Genomic DNA, 18,231 nt, shown 5'->3' on the forward strand with positions numbered 1-18,231 from the left:
TTTATTTAGCAAAAACGTTTCACAAGCTAGAATATTCAATTAATGACTTAGATTAACAGTTCTTTTAAACCTTCTTCTAAGCTGGTCAAAGGTTTTCCTAAGGCCTTTTCGAAGTCAGAAGAAACAACGTCCAATGAATTGTTTTTAATGTCATGTTGGAATGACAAGAACATTTCCGCGACAGGCTGCGGCATTCCATTAGCAACCAAGCTTTCTACAAAGACACGATCTTCGGCTCCTATTATATCCAGCTCTTTTCCAGTAGCTTTTTTTAAAGCAGAGGCTAACACTTCATATGTTACTAGAGTCCCTGATAACTCAAGAGTCGAAGGATATTCAGTCCCTGAGACGGCCTTAGCAGCTACTTCAGCATATTCACGTTTTAAGGCCCAGCCGGTCTTACCGTTACCAGCCGCATAAATGAATTTCCCACTATTAAGAGCGGCTCCAATGATAGGCATTTCATTTTCTAGGTACCAGTTATTTCGTAAGAAGGTATGGGCAATCCCAGATTCTTCGATCAGCTTCTCGGTAAAAAGATGATCGGCTGCAAGAGGACTTGTCGCCTTATCCGCTCCCGCAAAACTAGTATACGCAATATAAGAAACACCCGTTTCTTTCGCTGCTTCTACAACATGACGATGTTCTACTTGGCGATTGCCAGGGGCCCCTGAAACAAATAGCAGGCGATCAATTCCCTGTACTGCCTCTTTCATTGAAGATGCATCCGCGTAATCACCGATTTTTACGTTGAATCCTTTTTCTTTTAGTTCAATTCCCTTTTCTTCACTGCGAACAAGGGCATAGATAGTAGAGATTGGGACCATTTCCTTCAAAAAATCCAATGCATATCCACCAAATCCACCTGTTGCACCTGTAACTAAATAGTTCATGTCACACACTCCTTTTCTTTTAGCTGTATATTTTTAATTTACAGGTTTAATGATAAGTAGTATGATATGATATGTCAAGAAGAAGATTTTGAAGGGAACGACAGAAATGAAATATTCAATCCAATTAAGCGATGCGATACATATCCTTGCTTACATTGAAATTTTTAAGAATACTGACTGGCTTTCCAGTGATAGGATTGCCAAAAGTGTTGAAACGAATCCAGCAAATATCCGAAAAATTATGAGTCAGCTGAGAAAATCAAACTTGATTATTACCCAAGCAGGGAAACCAACCCCTACCTTGGCAAAACCGCCTGAAGAAATAAGTTTATTAGCTATCTATAAAAGTATTGAAGGCAACACCAATTTAATCCAGGTTGATCCAAAAACGAATCCAAATTGTATTGTTGGTGCCAATATTCAAGAAGTCTTGTCGGAAAAGTATACCCTGCTTCAGCGCAGTATAGAAAAGGAAATGAGTGAGATTACACTCGATTCGTTCATTCATGAAATTGCACAGTTAGAGATTGAAAAGAGACCTGAAAACAGGACTATTGTCGATGAATGTCTATAAGTGATTGTTTTGTGGAGTATTGGGTGAGTTGCTTGCTTCGTTGGAATTTTTAAGTTGAAACTAGGTGGCTCATCATGTATTGATACAAAAAAATACCCCTGCAATTATAGCTTTATACTTGCAGGGGTACTTTGATATTTAGTAAGATTTAGGAACGTTCCCTTTTTTATTATTTAAGAACGGCCACATAGGCAGCACCTTCTTGTAACCTAGTTCAACATATGTATCACTTATCCTTGGTTCAGTCCAAAGTATCCGATCTCTTCTAAAAACAAGCTCATTCTTCGCGCTCCTCTTAAGTTCCTGCAAGACTTGATAAGTCATTTCTGGTATCGGTAGTTTGCGAATGCTAGTATGCTCGACTACCTCACTGGCTACATTCTGATAGGAAGTATTTAGCTCAATTAATCGGTTTTCAAAATCAATATCTTTCCACTCTAACGATAGCAGCTTGCTCATTTGCAGTTTTGTTTCCTGATTGATACACAAAGCAGCTTTCAGCTGGAACCCATCGCTCTCTGGAGACTCTTCCAGCAAGTTTGCTATTGTAAAATGTGCGAAGAACTCCTCTTTATTTGGTCGCCAAGCATAATAGTAAGGATTATACCGTATGAATTTCGCTCTTTTTGCTTTCCACATCAATCCGTTAAATAGTAAAAAGATCTCCTTGGCTTTTTCTTTTTCATAGCTCTCAATCAGCATCTTTATAAATTCATTGACTCTCTCAGGGGTAATCAATGTGATAGGCAGATCACCAAATTCTGGAACAAGGTAGTTCTCTATCAGCATTTTGTATCTCTGATGTGTCCATTTTTTTCTTTCTCGTCTTTCTTTATCGGCCTCTAGAAAATATATGCACCATTCGCTGAAGGTATAAACCTTTGTCGTTGCATTCTTTCGATTAGGTAAATCACCCACAAAACGATGTTTTTTTATAAACTCTTTTTCATAGGCTTTCTTTATCTCTACTTTTTTTGCTTTGGCTTCTTCTCTGGTTTCACCATAAACAGAAAAAAATTTCTTTCCACCATTTTTTCTTTTGCCGATTGGAAAACGTCCCTCCCAACGGCCATCTGATCTTAAATAAATATTGTCCCCTTTTTTCGGCATTTATCCCTCTCCCTGCTTATAAACGATCAAATCGTTTTACCTTCCTATTTTACTATAGCAGGAAAAAAATTCCTAATATTTCCATCACTCATAACAACAAAACTAATAATCATTAAACGATCATCGTTTTAAATAACCAAATAAATAGATAATTATAATAAGTGTTGCATGCTGAATCAAGGGAATCAGTTGATCGTGTAAATCAGGATTACTGGAAACCGCTAAGATAATCTACTCGCATATCATGTCGACTTATTGGTCGAAAAGTTCGAGCATTTTCGTGAACAAACGGTTTGTTCATTCCTATCATTTTTTTGAGAGAAGCCTTACATGACAGAAAAATCGTTGTCTAACTAGTGATATATTTGTTAATCAGAAATATTGGTTTTTCACTTAATTTGGATCAGCAGGATTATTTTAAGCCTAAAACAGTAGGTGTTGATTTGTACCCTACACCCATACGGTCGATTCCCATATCGATCAATTCTAAGAAATGGTCACGAGTACGTATGCCTCCGCTGCCCTTTATTTTAATGCGTCCTTTGCATTGGTCCATCATGACCTTGATTACTTCATTTGTAGCGCCATTCGATTCGTATCCAGTAATAAACCCAGTACTCGTTTTTACAAAATCTGCTCCTGCAGTAATCGCACATTCACAGGCTTGATGAACCTGTTCTTCATTCAAAGTATCCGTTTCAAAAATAACTTTCACGGCTGTTCCATACTTATGGCATACATCCACAACAGCTTTAATATCAGTAGTAACGTCGTCGTATTTTCCGCTTCTGATCCATCCAAAATTAGCTACGATATCCAATTCATAAATGTCGCCACGTTTACAATACTCTTCCGCTTGTAACGCTTTTGAAGCAGTTGTACTTGTTCCAAATGGAAAATCACAAATCACACAGATTTTGGTTTTGGTATTCTTTGTCATCTCTGCTGCAATATCTAACGATGAAGGATTGATACATACTGTCGCACAATGGTAATTAATGCCTTCTTGAATATACTTACGAATTTCCGCTTCTGTAAAATCTGGTTTCAATACGGATTGGTCAATATACATTCCTAATTCTTCTACTGTCATTTCTGCTGCCTTCTTCATAGTAGTAAACCTCCTATTCGATTTAATCAATTGTATTTTTACTACAATTTGACTATAAATCTTTTTTATTCTTTTGTAAAGAGAAAAATGTAGTAAAAGTACTTATCACGATTCACTTTGTACATTCTAGCCTGAATTTTGTAAAGGTTATAGTTTTAATCAACTTTCTATCTTTCCAATTAAGTAGGTAAACTAAACCTTACTCTATGATGCTGAATCTATTTCAACTGTTCAGTCTTCTAACTTTACAAAGCATTCTCAACAAAAAAAATTCACACTTTCTACCATACACATGCATTTATTAAACAAGGTTTGACGTCTCTATAGAAATACATTATCATGTAGTAAAACTACTAAAAAGGTCTGGTTTAATCTATGAACGAAAATCAATTATACTCAGAAACGATCAAATTAAACTACAATTCTCTCAGCAAATCTGAAAAGAAAATAGCAGATTATGTTTTAGAAACTGGCTATAAAGTCTCAGAAATGGCTTTAGCTGAGCTTGCCAAATCTACCGGAGTCAGTGATCCTTCGGTCGTCCGCTTTACTAAAGCTTTGGGATATAAAGGCTTTAGCGATTTTAAATCTCACGTATTACGAGATTGGGGAAAAGAAATCTCTCTTCCTCAATCTGACAAGTTTGTTGATCTGAATATTTCACCAGAGGATAAGTTGGAAAGTATTCCTCAAAAAATTATTAGTTCTTCTATGAAGGGGCTAGAGGATACCATGAAAATTTTTGACTATGAAGCCTATGAGAAAGCTGTTCATAGTATTTCTAAAGCCAATCGAATTGAGGTTTTTGGGGTAGGAACTTCCGGCAGTATTGCTTTAGACTTCGTCAGTCGGTTGATTCGTATTGGGTTGAATGCACGCTATTTTGCTGACAACCACTTAGAACAATTGAGCCTTGTATCGTTAGAAAAAGAGGATGTCGCAATTGCAATTTCCCACTCTGGCAGCACAATTGATGCGGTTGACAGTTTGAAAATCGCTAAGGAAGCTGGTGCAACGACGATTGCCCTAACAAACTATAAGGCTTCGCATATCTCTAAGTATTCAGATATTGATCTATTAACTGGTGATCATGAAACAACATTCTATAGTGAAACGATGGTTTCCAGAATGTCCCTACTCTCTTTAGTTGATATGTTGTATATGGGGATTCTGTTAAGTGATTACGAAAAATATACAACCATATTAGACAAAGTGAATACCTTAGTCGAAAAGAAAAACTACTAAAAAAGATGGTGTATAGCCAACCTTAACTACTAGGGCAGCTATACATCATCTTTTATTGATTTTATTTAAAGTAATCTATTGCTTAAAATAATCCGATCGCCGTACCATTTTCATCAACATCCATATTTAAGGCTGCTGGTTTCTTCGGTAGACCAGGCATCGTCATTACATCACCAGTCAGGGCAACAATGAAGCCAGCACCGATCTTAGGAACAAATTCACGGATTGTTACTGTGAAATTGCTTGGTGCCCCTAGCTTAGCTGGATCATCAGACAATGAATATTGCGTTTTTGCCATACATACTGGCAGTCGATCCCAGCCATATTTTTTAAAGGTTGCCAACTGCTGTTTAGCTTTTTTGCTATAGCTTACCTCTGAACCACCATAAATTTCTTTGACGATGGTTTCAACCTTTTCTTCTAAGTCGTCGTGTTCACGGCTGAAGATTGAAGTGAAGGCTGCATCACTTTCTTCAATTGTTTGAACAACAGTGTTGGCTAAGTCGATTCCACCCTCTGGACCTTTTTCCCAAACGCTGGCTAGTTCAACCTTTACATCTTCTGCTTCACATAATTCTTTTAGTAAAGCAATTTCTTTATCGGTATCGCTGATAAATTCGTTGATTGCTACGACTACAGGCAGACCGTATTTCTTCATGTTAGCAATGTGTTTTGCTAAATTACTGAAGCCTATTTTTAGGGCTTCCAAATTTTCTGCACTTAAATCAGATTTGGCTACACCGCCATGCATTTTTAACGCTCGAATTGTTGCAACGATTACTACTAGGTCGGGTGCTTTACCTAGGCTTGGAACCTTAATATCTAAGAATTTTTCTCCACCTAAATCAGCGCCAAAGCCAGCTTCAGTCACAGTATAATCTCCGCAATGAAGAGCAGTATTGGTCGCAAGAATACTGTTACAGCCATGAGCAATATTGGCAAATGGTCCACCATGCACGAAAGCTGGTGTCTGATAAATCGTTTGAACCAGGTTCGGCTTGATAGCATCCTTCAAGATCAAAGCAAGTGCACCTTCAATCTTCAGGTCACCAACGGTAATTGGTTCACGATCGTAAGTGTAAGCCACGACAATATTGCTTAACCGTTTCTTCAAGTCTTGGATATCTGTAGATAAACATAGAACTGCCATAATCTCGCTGGCGACAGTAATATCAAAGCCATCCTCACGAGGAACACCATTAATCGGTCCGCCAAGACCGACTGTAATATGACGCAATTCACGGTCGTTCAAATCCACGACGCGCTTCCAAATTACCCGACGAGGATCAATACCAAGCTCGTTGCCTTGGTGAAGATGATTATCCAATAATGCAGATAAGGCATTATTGGCAGTAGTAATGGCGTGCATATCGCCGGTAAAGTGAAGGTTGATATCTTCCATCGGCAATACTTGCGCATAACCGCCACCGGTTGCGCCTCCCTTAATTCCCATAACTGGACCTAACGAAGGTTCTCTCAGTGCAATCACAGTATTTTTACCGATTTTGTTTAGAGCATCCCCTAATCCAATCGTAACAGTTGATTTGCCTTCACCCGCTGGTGTTGGATTAATTGAGGTTACTAAAATTAGTTTGCCTTCAGGCTGTTGATGGATACGATTCAAAGCAGAAAAATCAATTTTAGCTTTGTAGTTGCCAAATAGTTCAAGATCCTCCGCTGTAAGGTTTAATTTTTCCGCAATTTGCGTGATAGGGGCTAATTCTGTTGCTTGAGAAATTTCGATATCTGTTTTCATAAGCCTTCCTTTCCCGAACGATAATCATTCTGGTCTCTTTTTTATTCGTTCATTCACATTATAACGAATTTATTTGAGAAAAACACTAAATACCATTAGTAAATTTCCTTCATAGGCAAAAGCGTTCGGATTCTCCTAGATTCGCCTCGGTTTACTAGTAACGACTTCACTTTTATTAGGAAAAGTCGTGTGTATATTCGCTTTTTTCTACCCTTTCGATTATAATGGAATCACTACTGATAAGGAGTGTGGCTGTATGCAAACGGGGATTGTTAAGTGGTTTGATGAAGCAAAAGGTTATGGTTTCATCACTTATGATGAAGATCAGGAAGTTTTTGTCCATTTTACAGCTATTGAAGAGGATGGCTTCAAATCATTGAGGTCAGGTGAAGTAGTAGAATTTGTGATTGTTGAAGGCGCTCGCGGCGAGCAAGCAGCGCATGTGAAAAAAGAAATGCAAAACTAATTTAGTTATACAGTTAAAAAACGTAAAGATTAGTCATGACTAATCTTTACGTTTTCTTCTTTTACTTTGATTTCAGGAAAATGCGCAGCTAAGTTTTCAAAAAAACGTTGTCGCTGCTTTTTTGACATAGACAGCCGATAATCACCTAAGCCCTTTTGTTGAATGATAATGCCATCTTTGCGGTTGCAGATTTCTTCAATATGGGATGTAGGCAGGAATTTCTTACGCCAAAACAGTGAATAGTGAATGGTTAATCCCTTTTCATTGATTGTTAAGTAGCGGTGTAAACCGATAATCAAAAAGATGAAAAACAAACCAATAATCAAATTGCCTTTCAAGAACGGTCGCGTGTTTTCCAGTGTCACGATTAATCCATAAAACAGGATAATGAAGGTAACTGACCAATAGATGATGGCAAGTGACAGCTCGGGCTGCCAGAAATAACGCTTGCTCTTCATGCATTTACTCCTAACTAATAAAAGGATGGTTGATATGATAAAAGTATTTACAGACGCCGCAACGAACGCCCAAGAAAAAAAAAGCGGCGGCGGTATTCTAATCGTTGATGATACACAACAAACACAACTGGCGATTCCTCTTGAAGAGGAAGATAACCATACTGCTGAGCTTGCTGCACTTCTCTATGCTATACGGTATTTGCTAGATCAACATTTGGCTGATCAAAATGTACTTTTGTATTCAGATAGTAAGACGGCTATAAAAATATTAGACCAAGGTCGGACAAAAAACAACCGTTTTCTTCCATATTTAATGGAGTTTAACGAATTAGCCCCTCAATTCACTTTACTAGTCCTGCAATGGATTCCGGAAAGTAAGAATAAAGGGGCTGATCATCTCGCTCGTCAAGGGTTACAAAAAAGCTTGAAGCTATAGCACCGGTGACAACAGACGCGAAAATTTTTGTTTAAAGTTCAACCAGAAGGATTGGTCAGCAATCATTTTATCCGTTAACAGAATTGATTCTTCCATATCTTTTTCGAAAATATCTCGGAATTGTTGGGCAATCACTGGATCATAAATAAAAGCACTGACTTCGAAGTTCAATTCGTAGCTGCGGATATCTTGGTTGGTTGAGCCAAAGCTGGCTAGCTCGTGATCAACTACCACCGTCTTCGCATGGATAAAGCCGTTATTGTAATGATAAATTTTAATGCCTCGTTCATGCAAATAATTGGCATAATACTGAGTTGCACGGTAGATAAATGGATGGTCTGGCATAATCGGAACCATAATTCGCACATCAATTCCTGAACGAGCCGCAATTAATAGTGCTGATAGCATCGATTCATCTGGCACTAAATATGGCGATTGGATCCAAACACTCTCTTCCGCTGCTAGAATCATTCGTATGAAGCCATCGCGAATAATCAGCTCCTCTGATTCTGGGCCATCCGCAACAATTTGCATCGGAACGCCCTTCTTGATTTCCTTATCCGGTAAGACGAAGTATTCTGGTAAGTAAGCCATCCGATCTTCTTTTTTAGAAACGGAAGCATTCCAGTCTCTCAAGAAGATTTCTTGCATCGTAAAGCTGGCGGTTCCAACTACGCGACCGTGAGTATCCCGCCAGTTACCAAATCGTTCTGACTCACCTAGGTATTGGTCACCCACGTTAAATCCACCAGTCCAACCGATTTGTCCATCGATAATCACAAGTTTGCGGTGCAAGTGATAATTTAAACGTGTTTTAGCAATAATATTTTTAGAAGTAATAAACGGTGTTACTCGACCACCTTTTTCTCTTAAAGTGGCGAAAAATTTCTTGTTGGCCTTTGGAGACCCCCATGGATCGTAAATTAACCGAACCTCAACTCCTTGCTCCGCTTTATCTTCCAAGATTCGTAAAAAGCGATTGCCGATTCGGTCGTTAAAGAAGGCATAGTATTCTACATGAATATTGTTTTTTGCGTTTCGCAAATCTTCAAATAAATGCTCAAATTTCTCGTTACCATCTAAAAAGAATTCAATTTCATTTCTAACTGCAATTGGCGACTCATCCCGTCGATCAAAATAATGAGACAGTGCTTCTGCTGTCGGATATAAGTTGCTAGGTTCATTGTGACGAACATCCTGATTGTCTATCGCAATGATATCAGCAATTTCCTTAATCCGACGATGGTCCTCTTGTTCAAAACGATAGACCGTTTCTCCATCGATCCCTCGGCCGCTGAAGGCATAAAGAATAAAACCTACGACAGGCAAAAAAATTAGCGTCAGCAGCCATGCTAAGATGGTTGTGATGCTTCGTTGTTTACGAAATACCGTTATTATTGCAATAATCGTATTAACCACAATAATTGCTAAAATAATTTGTTCAATTAATCTCATAGATAAATCCCCATTCTTCATAATTCTGCGAAAATCCACAGAATTCCGATCTTCTTCTTAGAATTATACCTATAAAATAAAAAGATAACAAGAAAAGCGCTGTGCACTTCCTGTTATCTCAAGGATTACGAAAGAATCTGAAACAGATTGGAGTATGTTTTAATTTGTTTGAGGAGGTAAAATTTTTAAGAAAGCGTTTTATCGAAGATTAGCTTACTCATACGACTATTAACTAGCACTGGAACACTATCGAGCTAAATGATCAGCCTACTCTTTATTCAAACGCAAGTAAGCAGCTATACATATATACGTTTTAGTTCCAACGTTCACTCTGGATCCTATGAGCTTTCAATAATTCATCTGAGCTAGCATGAGATTTAAGAGTCACTCAAGTATCTCAATATACGTATCAGAAATGATGCGAATGCATTACACAAAGAATGTTTTACTATCCTAGAAGGTTCTAATCATAAAAAAATATCGACTTCCAGAAGTCTACCTCATGAAGCAGTCTTCTGGAAAATCGATATTTTTATAGAGACTTAACTTTTACTTTAACCACTCTTGCGCAGCTTTCAAAGCATCTGGTAACCCGGCTGGATTTTTACCCCCGGTTTGGGCCATGTCAGGGCGACCGCAAGGATTTATATTTAGACACTAATTCCTTATAACTATTCGATTTTTGATGTCCATTTATCTCCATCAATTGTAAATTTTTTTGAATTTGAGCAAGAAGACTTTTAGTTTCTGCTTCCTCATTTACTATTGGGTCTAAAACTTCTTTCGGATTCTTTAAAGGTGTCTTTTCAGAATGGTACAATTGATTCATTTCCCGATCAAAAATCTTGATTGTTTTAAACACGTTTTCTTTATATAAAATCGAAATATTCTCAGATAAATTTTGTACAACTAAATCATGATGCTTCTTTTTAGTTTCTCTAGCTGTTACAGGATCTTTAGAAAACTGATACTCATATCTTGCAAGCGTTCCTAAATATGACAAATCTTTTGAAACCGCAACGACATATAGACTCATTTCATATCCTTTTGCTTTTAAGAGATTAGCAGTCACTGTCGGCACTTCTGTCGTTCTCAGAATTCCTTCTATAATCAAGTGATAATCTCTGTCACTCAAATATTCCACAATATCTTCTGTCAAACGATTAGAAAATGGCGTCACATGTGTCACGTAGTCTTTGCCATACTGTTCCACAATCTCATCAAAATTTGGATGGGCTTGTTTGAACGAATCATTATCCACTACAATTACATTTGTATCAATTTCATTCATGATAGCGTATCTTAGTGCTGTCTTACCCGCTCCAGGTTGTCCGCCAAGTAAAAAAGCTTTTGGACTCTCTGTTGGAACTTTAAAGAGCGTCAAAGCTTCTAAGGTATCTTCTAAGATTAAAGAATATTGCTGTTCAGTATAATCCGTATAAAAATTAGACATACTGTTCAACTGCCTTCTGACCAGTTATAGATTTCGTATACACATCCATTGTATTCCAGTAAGATTCAACTTTAACCAAATCATCCATTGTCATTTCAAAAAGATTCATTTGTAGCATCCCTTTTAATTGATCTAACAACTCGGCATATAAATCATTTTTATTTTTTCTATCAATTTGATGATTAACAACATATCTCAATACACGATTGTAGACATTGCGAGAAAATTCATTTAATGATTCAACCTTAAAAGTTTTTTCATAATCCATTTTTCTCACCAACCTTCTTTATTTATTCTCCTAATTGTAACATAAATCAGCAAATTCTACACTTGGACTAATTTTATCCTAGTATTATGCGCTTCACTTCTTATCCTCTTATTTTATAAAAAGAGAAATTCATTCACTTTATAATTCACCATACTTTTTGTCCTCCAGGCCACCAAATAAAGTTTGAACATCAAAAAGGTATTGAAAAAATCGATTTTCCTTAGGTCTAACTCATGAAGCAGACTTCTGGAAAATCGATATTTTTATAGAGACTTAAATTTTACTTTAACCACTCTTGCGCAGCTTTCAAAGCATCTGGTAACCCGGCTGGATTTTTACCCCCGGCTTGGGCCATGTCTGGGCGACCGCCACCGCCGCCGCCAACTTTAGACGCGATTGCTTTAATCAGATCGCCAGCTTTTAGACCTTTTTCGACCGCTGCTGGATTCATTGCTACCAATAAGTTGGCTTTTTCTCCTTGACCAGTTCCTAAAACTAGAATATCTGAGTAGTTCTTTTGCTTCCATTGGTCAGCCAACTGACGTAATTGGTTCATGTCTTTGACGTTGACCTGAGCAGTAATCATAGTAGTTCCATTGATTTCCTTCACATCTTTGAAGACATCTCCAGCTTGTTGGTTAGCTAATTTGGTGCTTAATTGTTCGTTTTCTTTTTGTAATTCACGTAATTGCTGCTGCAGTTGTTCCGTTTTGCTGACAACGTCCTTCATTTGTGGTGATTTCACTGTTTGAGCAACTTGCACCAACAGGTCTTCTTCTTCACGGAAGGCTTCATAGGCTTCTTGACCAGTTAAAGCTTCGATCCGTCGAACGCCAGCACCGATTCCTGATTCGGAAACGATTTTGAACAGGCCAATGTCTTCAGTGTTGCTGACATGCGTTCCCCCACATAATTCGATTGACCAGTCACCGATGTTTACTACGCGAACATCATGTCCGTATTTTTCGCCAAAGAGCGCCATTGCGCCCATGTTTTTTGCTGTATCGATATCTGTTTCAATCGTTACTACTGGAATTGCTTCCCAAATTCGACGGTTCACGATTTTTTCCATTTCTTTCAGCTCTGCTGCAGTTACTTGTCCGAAGTGACTGAAGTCAAATCGTAAGTGTTTTGGTGCGACTAATGAACCTGCTTGGTTCGCATGTTCTCCTAAAACTTCTTTCAAGGCTTTGTGCAGTAAGTGAGTTGCTGTATGATTCTTCAAAATCTTGTTACGCATTGCCGCATTAACCTGTAGGAAGTATGTCTTGCCTTCCTTGATAGCTTGTAGAAGTTCAACCTTGTGTAACGGCTGCCCATTTGGTGCTTTTTGCACATTGATAACCTTGGCCACTACATTACCGTCTTTATCTGCCACGATTCCGTGATCAGCCACCTGTCCACCCATTTCCGCATAGAATGGCGTTTGCGCGAAAATTAATTGAGCTGTTCCACCACTAATTGCATCTACAACCGCATCCTCTTGTAAAATGGTCAACAATTGACTTTCTACTTCTAAGTGATCATAGCCGATGAATTCACTTTGAACTTTAATATCACCTAATAAGGCAGTTTGAACGCCCATAGAAGTTTCAGTTGAGCGTGCTGCCCGAGCTCTTTCTTTCTGTGCTTGCATTTCAACATCAAAACCTTCATGATCGACTTTCAAGCCTTCATCTTCAGCCACTTCTTCGGTTAATTCCACTGGGAAGCCAAAAGTATCATACAGCTTAAAGATTACTTTGCCGTCTAAAATCGTTTCATTATTAGCTTTTAGTTCAGCCAATACATCATTCAGCATAGTTAACCCTTCGTTGATTGTTTCATGGAATCGTTCTTCTTCATTGCGAACCACTTTTTGAATGAAGTCTTTTTGCTGCAGCACTTCAGGATAGTAGCTGACCATGACTTCGCCAACAATTGGTACTAATTTGTACAAGAATGCTTCATTGATACCTAATTTTTTACCATGCATCACCGCACGACGTAAGAGACGGCGCAATACATAACCGCGTCCTTCATTAGATGGCAATGCACCATCACCAATCGCAAAGGCTAATGAACGAATATGGTCAGCAATTACTTTAAAGGAAACATCCAATTGCTTGTCCAATCCGTATTTTTTTCCGCTTAGCTCTTCTACCTTACCAATTATTGGCAAGAACAAGTCAGTTTCGAAGTTGGTTGGAGCATCTTGAATAATAGAAACCATCCGTTCCAAGCCCATGCCGGTATCAATGTTTTGATGAGGCAGTGGTTCGTAAGTATTGTCTGGTTTGTGATTAAACTCAGAGAACACTAGGTTCCAGATTTCCAAGTAGCGTTCGTTTTCGCCGCCAGGATAGTTTTCTGGATCATCCTCTGCAAGATCATTGAAGGATTCTCCGCGATCGTAAAAGATTTCTGAGTCTGGTCCACTTGGCCCAACGCCTAAATCCCAAAAGTTGTCGGCTACTTCTACAACATGGTCTTCTGGTAAGCCGATTTCTTCCAGCCAAATGCGTTTTGCCTCAGCATCCTCAGGATAAACCGTTACATATAATTTTTCCGCATCAAAGTCGATCCATTCTGGTGAAGTCAAAAATTCCCAAGCCCATTCAATAGCTTCCTTTTTGAAGTAGTCGCCAATTGAGAAGTTTCCTAGCATTTCAAACATCGTATGGTGACGAGCAGTTTTTCCTACGTTTTCGATATCATTGGTTCGAATTGATTTTTGAGCATTGGCAATCCGTGGATTTTCTGGAGTTACGGAGCCATCAAAATATTTCTTCATTGTAGCAACACCCGAGTTTATCCATAAAAGAGATGGGTCATTGACTGGTACTAAAGAAGCACTGGGCTCAATCATGTGTCCTTTAGATTTGAAAAAGTCCAGGTACATTTGACGAACCTGTGCACTCGTTAATTGTTTCATCATTTCTCCTCTTTTCTAAAAAATAAAAAAACTACCACTGCATCCAAGGACGAAAACTCGCGGTACCACCTTGGTTGCAATGATAGATCATTACCTCTTCAGCTCGTTAACGCCGAGTAACGTTGGTTTTCAACCAAAAGTAGTCAGGGAGCAATCTGTTAGGTTCATCGTGCAGCTCTCAGTTATGCCGCACTTCCTGTGGATGTTCGTTAACAAACCTTGTCCTGTCAGTAAGTATAAGAAAAAGCAGGCCAAATGTCAAACTAGATCTTCACAATAATGGCTTTGCGATACAGGTATTCACTCGGTTTCAAGAATTCTTCGTGCAGAAGTGTTCTTTCTGGTGCGTAATAGGTCGAAAGCGGCAGCTTATCAACAATTGGCAAACCTGTGCTTAGTGAACTTGTAGTTAGCTTCAATACTCCTGGATCTTCGGTAATTTCATAACGTTCCATTGCTGTATCAAAGGATAGCCCAAACATGTTTAACCCTGTCATCATCTGACGGATTTTTTTACCACGGTAGGGATCAGAGGTATTCAAATCGTTCCCCCAGCGGAACAAACGTCGACTCCCGGCCCCATTAGCATACTCCCATTGGTCTTCCGTCAATAAATCGAAGTTTCGTTTACGAACCTTTTTGCGTAAAGTTGTATAAGTATCCGTTTCATGAGTGTATACGTGATAAAGATCACTATTTGGTACCATTTCAATATACCAGCTGTTTTCTCTCAATACACTCTTAGGAAAACTCCACCGAATACTTTCAGAAGGTGTTAAATTCGGACAAAGAACTTCCCGAATTTCTCCTTCAAAGACTAAAAACTGATCAGCCTGACCGGTAAAACTTCCGGTAACAGCGTCATAAACACCTAAAAAATTAGTGCCAGCCGGCAAAGCAAAACGCTGAACAAACATCGGCGGAATCTTGACCTTTCGTAAGCTGGTTGTGCGATCGTTAATATAATCAGCCAGTGAGTGAACATCAAGTAAATCATAGCTGTTTTGCAGCTCTTCAGGAATTCGTACATGTGGTGAATTGGGTGCAGTTTCTAACAAGGATAAGCCTTTAGTGCCCAAATTCCAGCCTAAAATTGCATCTTTGTTTCCTGGAATAAAAACAAATTCCTCATCATCAATCATCAGCTCAAAAGTTTGGCATTTTATTCCATATAATTCATATTCTTTTAATTCTATATCCGTGATTCGTAATAAAGGATTAACAAAGTACATTAATACCTGACCAAATAAGGTACGCTTTTCTTTATCACTCAATCGTTTCCAATAGGACCAGTCCAGTTGATCAACGAGATTCATAGGTTAGGTTGCCTCCTTCGTTTATCTATCCTTCAAATTATACCATTATCTCAAGAATGTGTGAGGAAAATAGAGGAATTATTTGGAAATAGACGGTAGAATTTTATAATTTTTGCCCATCTGTTTATTTTTTTGAATTTTGTAAACAGTTCTGATCGCAGCAATAAAAAGAGCAGCGGGACACTTTGCCCACTGCCTATTTCGTTTATTTATTGGAATTCTTTTTGCTTTTCCGAACCGAGCGTTCCGTCTGACGACGTGTCTGCCAGCGTTTTTGTTTGTTCGATTCAGATATAGCCCGATCAATTTTGCGTTTGTAACCTGGCTTAATCTTTTTCTTCTTCTTTTTCACCAAACCAATTAGGGTTGGGTCTAACTCATCTTTGTTTTTCTCCCGTTTTTGTCGCCGATTACGATCATAGGTATCAACAATTTCGTTGTTTTTGATTTCTTTAGGCTGGAAAGTAATGCCCAGCTTTTCAATCTGGTTGATCGCATCTTCATCGCTAGGATTATACAAAGTAATCGCAGTCCCTGACAAACCATTTCGGCCAGTCCGACCAACTCGATGAATGAAAAAGTCCAACTCATGAGGGACCTCAGCATTGATTACATGGGAAACACCTTCGATATCAATCCCGCGAGCAGCAAGGTCAGTCGCCACGACATATTGGTAATCTAAATTTTGAACCTGTCGCATCACTCTTTTACGTTCCCGCGGTGTGATATCACCATGGATTTTTGCCACTTTCAAGCCTTGCGATTTAAGGTATTCAGTGATTTCATCAACATGCTGCTTGGTATTAGCAAAAACAATTACTAAATAGGGATGACCCACTGTTAACAACTTGTAGATTAACTGATTGCGGTCCTTACCTTTGGTTGAAATCAACCAATTGTCAATTGTATCGGAAATAACTGCCTGAGCTTTGATCTCTTCAATGACAGGATTTTCCATGTATTTCAATAAAAACGGTCGTAATTTTTCTGGAATTGTCGCTGAAAAGACCAGCATTTGGACTTGTTTTGGCAAGCGACCAGCAATTTGATCTACTTCGTTCAAGAAGCCCATATCCAAAGTCATGTCTGCTTCATCGACAACAAAATATTTCGCTGTATGAATCTTTAAAGCTTGTTCATTCATCATATCTAGGATACGGCCTGGTGTACCAATCACAACATGCGGTTGGTGCCCTTTTAATTTATCCAATTGACGCTGCTTGTCTGTTCCGCCAACAAAGTTGGTTACCCGGATTTCAGTCGGTGAAAATTTGGCAATTTGAATAGCTGCCTGATAAATTTGAGTAGCTAATTCACGACTCGGTGCGGTAATCACTATCTGCACGTCGTCTTGATTGCCGTCCAATTTATCCATTAACGGTAGTAGGAAGGTATGCGTTTTTCCTGAGCCTGTTTGAGATTGCCCTACAATATTTTTCCCTTTTTTTATTAAGGGAATCAATTTTTCTTGTACGGGTGTTGGTTCCATAAAGCCTTTATCCTGGATTGCTTCCATAATAAAAGGCTGGAATTGAAAATTTTTAAATGTTGCCATGTTCTACCTCTTTCTTTTCTAGCGTACTTCTCGTGTACGTGCGGCTCGCCTTCTCATGGAAGAGACGAGGACTTCTTCTTATGAGAGCATACAATAAGTTGAAGACAAATAAAAGTAAAATTCCAAAACTTATCAAAGCTAAAATAGAATACGCGATAAACAGTACATGGTTCGTGGTATTTAAGTGGGTCACACTAAATTGGAAAATCTGGTTGATAATAAACATCAGCAGATAAAAGAAACTGTATCGTTTTACCAGTGAGATAAAACGAACTCGCGGACGGCCTATTTCTTCTACTTTAATTCGTACGACTTTCTTCCCTACCGTTTGGCCTTGCCAGAAATACATCAAAATCATGAAATAAACAACTACCTGCAAGGTAAACCAACCTAAGTGATATCTCAGCCGAACAGTATCTGCTAAAAAACTGGTGGCTGGAAATAAGGCAAGTACTATTTGTACTAGGCCAGTAGTCAAATCAATTACGAACCAGTCTATCACAGCTGCTACAGCACGCCGTAAAAGTGTTACCTTATGACCTTTTTCCAACGATTCTTCATCCAATTCACTGCGCGTTGGCAGGAAGAAAGTGAACAGCGGTGCACAAATATAGCCGAAGGTTCCTCCTATTGTGTTGTGCAGCAAATCATTCACATCAAATAATCGATAGGGTCTAGGATAAATAAAATACAAACCACTCAACTGGGTCAACTCAAAAAAAAGTGATAAAAAGAAACTAGCTGCGATGGTCTTTTTCCATGAAAAACGGAAGTAATAGCGACAATAAACTCCAAACGGAAATAATAACAAAATATTGAAAACAGGCTCTAAAAATACACCTTGTCGCATAGCTGGCAAATATGTACTAGGCTCGTTGATTCGTAATACCGTCTGACTGGTAAAATTCTGCCAAGACTGAAATAAATGCAAATTGTATTTAGGTCCTGTCATAGCAGCAACTTCTTGAATGCTTGGTAAGGGTAGTATTACTAAGAAGTAGGCACATAATAGATAGAAGACAAAGGAATAAAGAATCAGGCTGCGTTTTTTTCCTAAGATGCCATATTTGCGGTAATAATAAATTAAGAACGGCGCAGTGATTAACAAGGCCAGCAGCGGAAAAAAAGCCAGTGCCGTTTTGATAGGAAAAACATAACTAGACATCAACAAAACCTCCTCTACTTACTTTACTGAATTTTTTTCTTTTTCACAACGACTAA

General features: G+C 38.5%; 16 protein-coding genes. 4 read left to right on the forward strand and 12 right to left on the reverse strand.

The window, feature by feature from the left end:
- Positions 1-47: 47 nt before the first annotated feature.
- Positions 48-893, reverse strand: a complete 846-nt coding sequence (locus IGI49_RS05045) for an SDR family oxidoreductase (protein WP_429963631.1) — start codon at positions 891-893, stop codon at positions 48-50.
- Positions 894-999: 106 nt separating this feature from the next.
- Between IGI49_RS05045 and IGI49_RS05050 the strand changes: the two genes are divergently transcribed.
- A complete protein-coding gene (locus tag IGI49_RS05050) occupies positions 1,000-1,467 on the forward strand; it encodes an Rrf2 family transcriptional regulator (protein WP_429963632.1) in 468 nt (155 codons plus the stop codon).
- 138 nt (positions 1,468-1,605) lie between these two features.
- Here IGI49_RS05050 and IGI49_RS05055 read toward each other — a convergent pair whose 3' ends face one another.
- Both IGI49_RS05055 and deoC read right to left on the reverse strand, forming a co-directional pair.
- Entirely contained in the window at positions 1,606-2,577 is a 972-nt protein-coding gene (locus IGI49_RS05055; RefSeq protein WP_429963633.1) for a tyrosine-type recombinase/integrase, read from the reverse strand.
- Between the two features lie 412 nt (positions 2,578-2,989).
- Positions 2,990-3,688, reverse strand: a complete 699-nt coding sequence (deoC, locus tag IGI49_RS05060) for a deoxyribose-phosphate aldolase (RefSeq protein ID WP_429963634.1) — start codon at positions 3,686-3,688, stop codon at positions 2,990-2,992.
- 375 nt (positions 3,689-4,063) lie between these two features.
- Between deoC and IGI49_RS05065 the strand changes: the two genes are divergently transcribed.
- Entirely contained in the window at positions 4,064-4,933 is an 870-nt protein-coding gene (locus tag IGI49_RS05065) for a MurR/RpiR family transcriptional regulator (RefSeq protein WP_429963635.1), read from the forward strand.
- An 82-nt stretch (positions 4,934-5,015) separates the two neighbouring features.
- Here the strand turns inward: IGI49_RS05065 and IGI49_RS05070 are convergent, their stop codons facing one another.
- Complete coding sequence (locus tag IGI49_RS05070) at positions 5,016-6,689, reverse strand: formate--tetrahydrofolate ligase (RefSeq protein WP_429963636.1); 1,674 nt, start codon at positions 6,687-6,689, stop codon at positions 5,016-5,018.
- A gap of 256 nt (positions 6,690-6,945) precedes the next feature.
- On the opposite strand from IGI49_RS05070, the gene IGI49_RS05075 reads away from it, so the two are divergent.
- Positions 6,946-7,155, forward strand: coding sequence for a cold-shock protein (locus IGI49_RS05075; RefSeq protein ID WP_207703082.1), 210 nt, complete (start codon positions 6,946-6,948; stop codon positions 7,153-7,155).
- Positions 7,156-7,184: 29 nt separating this feature from the next.
- Here IGI49_RS05075 and IGI49_RS05080 read toward each other — a convergent pair whose 3' ends face one another.
- Positions 7,185-7,613, reverse strand: coding sequence for an EbsA family protein (locus IGI49_RS05080; protein ID WP_429963637.1), 429 nt, complete (start codon positions 7,611-7,613; stop codon positions 7,185-7,187).
- Positions 7,614-7,647: 34 nt separating this feature from the next.
- Between IGI49_RS05080 and IGI49_RS05085 the strand changes: the two genes are divergently transcribed.
- A complete protein-coding gene (locus IGI49_RS05085) occupies positions 7,648-8,049 on the forward strand; it encodes a ribonuclease HI family protein (protein WP_429963638.1) in 402 nt (133 codons plus the stop codon).
- On the opposite strand, the gene cls is transcribed toward IGI49_RS05085, so the two are convergent.
- The 7 genes from cls to IGI49_RS05120 all read right to left on the reverse strand — a co-directional run bounded on the left by cls (position 8,044) and on the right by IGI49_RS05120 (position 18,175).
- A complete protein-coding gene (gene cls / locus IGI49_RS05090) occupies positions 8,044-9,504 on the reverse strand; it encodes a cardiolipin synthase (protein WP_429963639.1) in 1,461 nt (486 codons plus the stop codon). The genes IGI49_RS05085 and cls overlap by 6 nt on opposite strands.
- Before the next feature lie 625 nt (positions 9,505-10,129).
- The gene (locus IGI49_RS05095; protein WP_429963640.1) at positions 10,130-10,957 is read right to left on the reverse strand and encodes a zeta toxin family protein; all 828 of its coding nucleotides are present in this window, start codon (positions 10,955-10,957) and stop codon (positions 10,130-10,132) included.
- A complete protein-coding gene (locus IGI49_RS05100) occupies positions 10,950-11,225 on the reverse strand; it encodes an antitoxin (RefSeq protein ID WP_429963641.1) in 276 nt (91 codons plus the stop codon). Before IGI49_RS05100 ends, IGI49_RS05095 begins: the two co-directional genes overlap by 8 nt.
- Positions 11,226-11,505: 280 nt before the next feature.
- Complete coding sequence (gene alaS / locus IGI49_RS05105; protein WP_429963642.1) at positions 11,506-14,139, reverse strand: alanine--tRNA ligase; 2,634 nt, start codon at positions 14,137-14,139, stop codon at positions 11,506-11,508.
- A 263-nt stretch (positions 14,140-14,402) separates the two neighbouring features.
- Positions 14,403-15,455 (reverse strand): DUF7278 family profilin-like fold-containing protein, encoded by a 1,053-nt coding sequence (locus IGI49_RS05110; protein ID WP_429963643.1) that lies wholly within the window; start codon positions 15,453-15,455, stop codon positions 14,403-14,405.
- 205 nt (positions 15,456-15,660) lie between these two features.
- Entirely contained in the window at positions 15,661-17,010 is a 1,350-nt protein-coding gene (locus IGI49_RS05115) for a DEAD/DEAH box helicase (protein WP_429963644.1), read from the reverse strand.
- Positions 16,997-18,175, reverse strand: coding sequence for a VanZ family protein (locus tag IGI49_RS05120; RefSeq protein ID WP_429963645.1), 1,179 nt, complete (start codon positions 18,173-18,175; stop codon positions 16,997-16,999). The genes IGI49_RS05115 and IGI49_RS05120 overlap by 14 nt, the downstream gene beginning before the upstream one ends.
- Positions 18,176-18,231: the final 56 nt, after the last annotated feature.

Source organism: Enterococcus sp. AZ071, from assembly GCF_050499065.1.
GTDB classification, from domain to species: domain Bacteria; phylum Bacillota; class Bacilli; order Lactobacillales; family Enterococcaceae; genus Enterococcus_A; species Enterococcus_A ferrettii.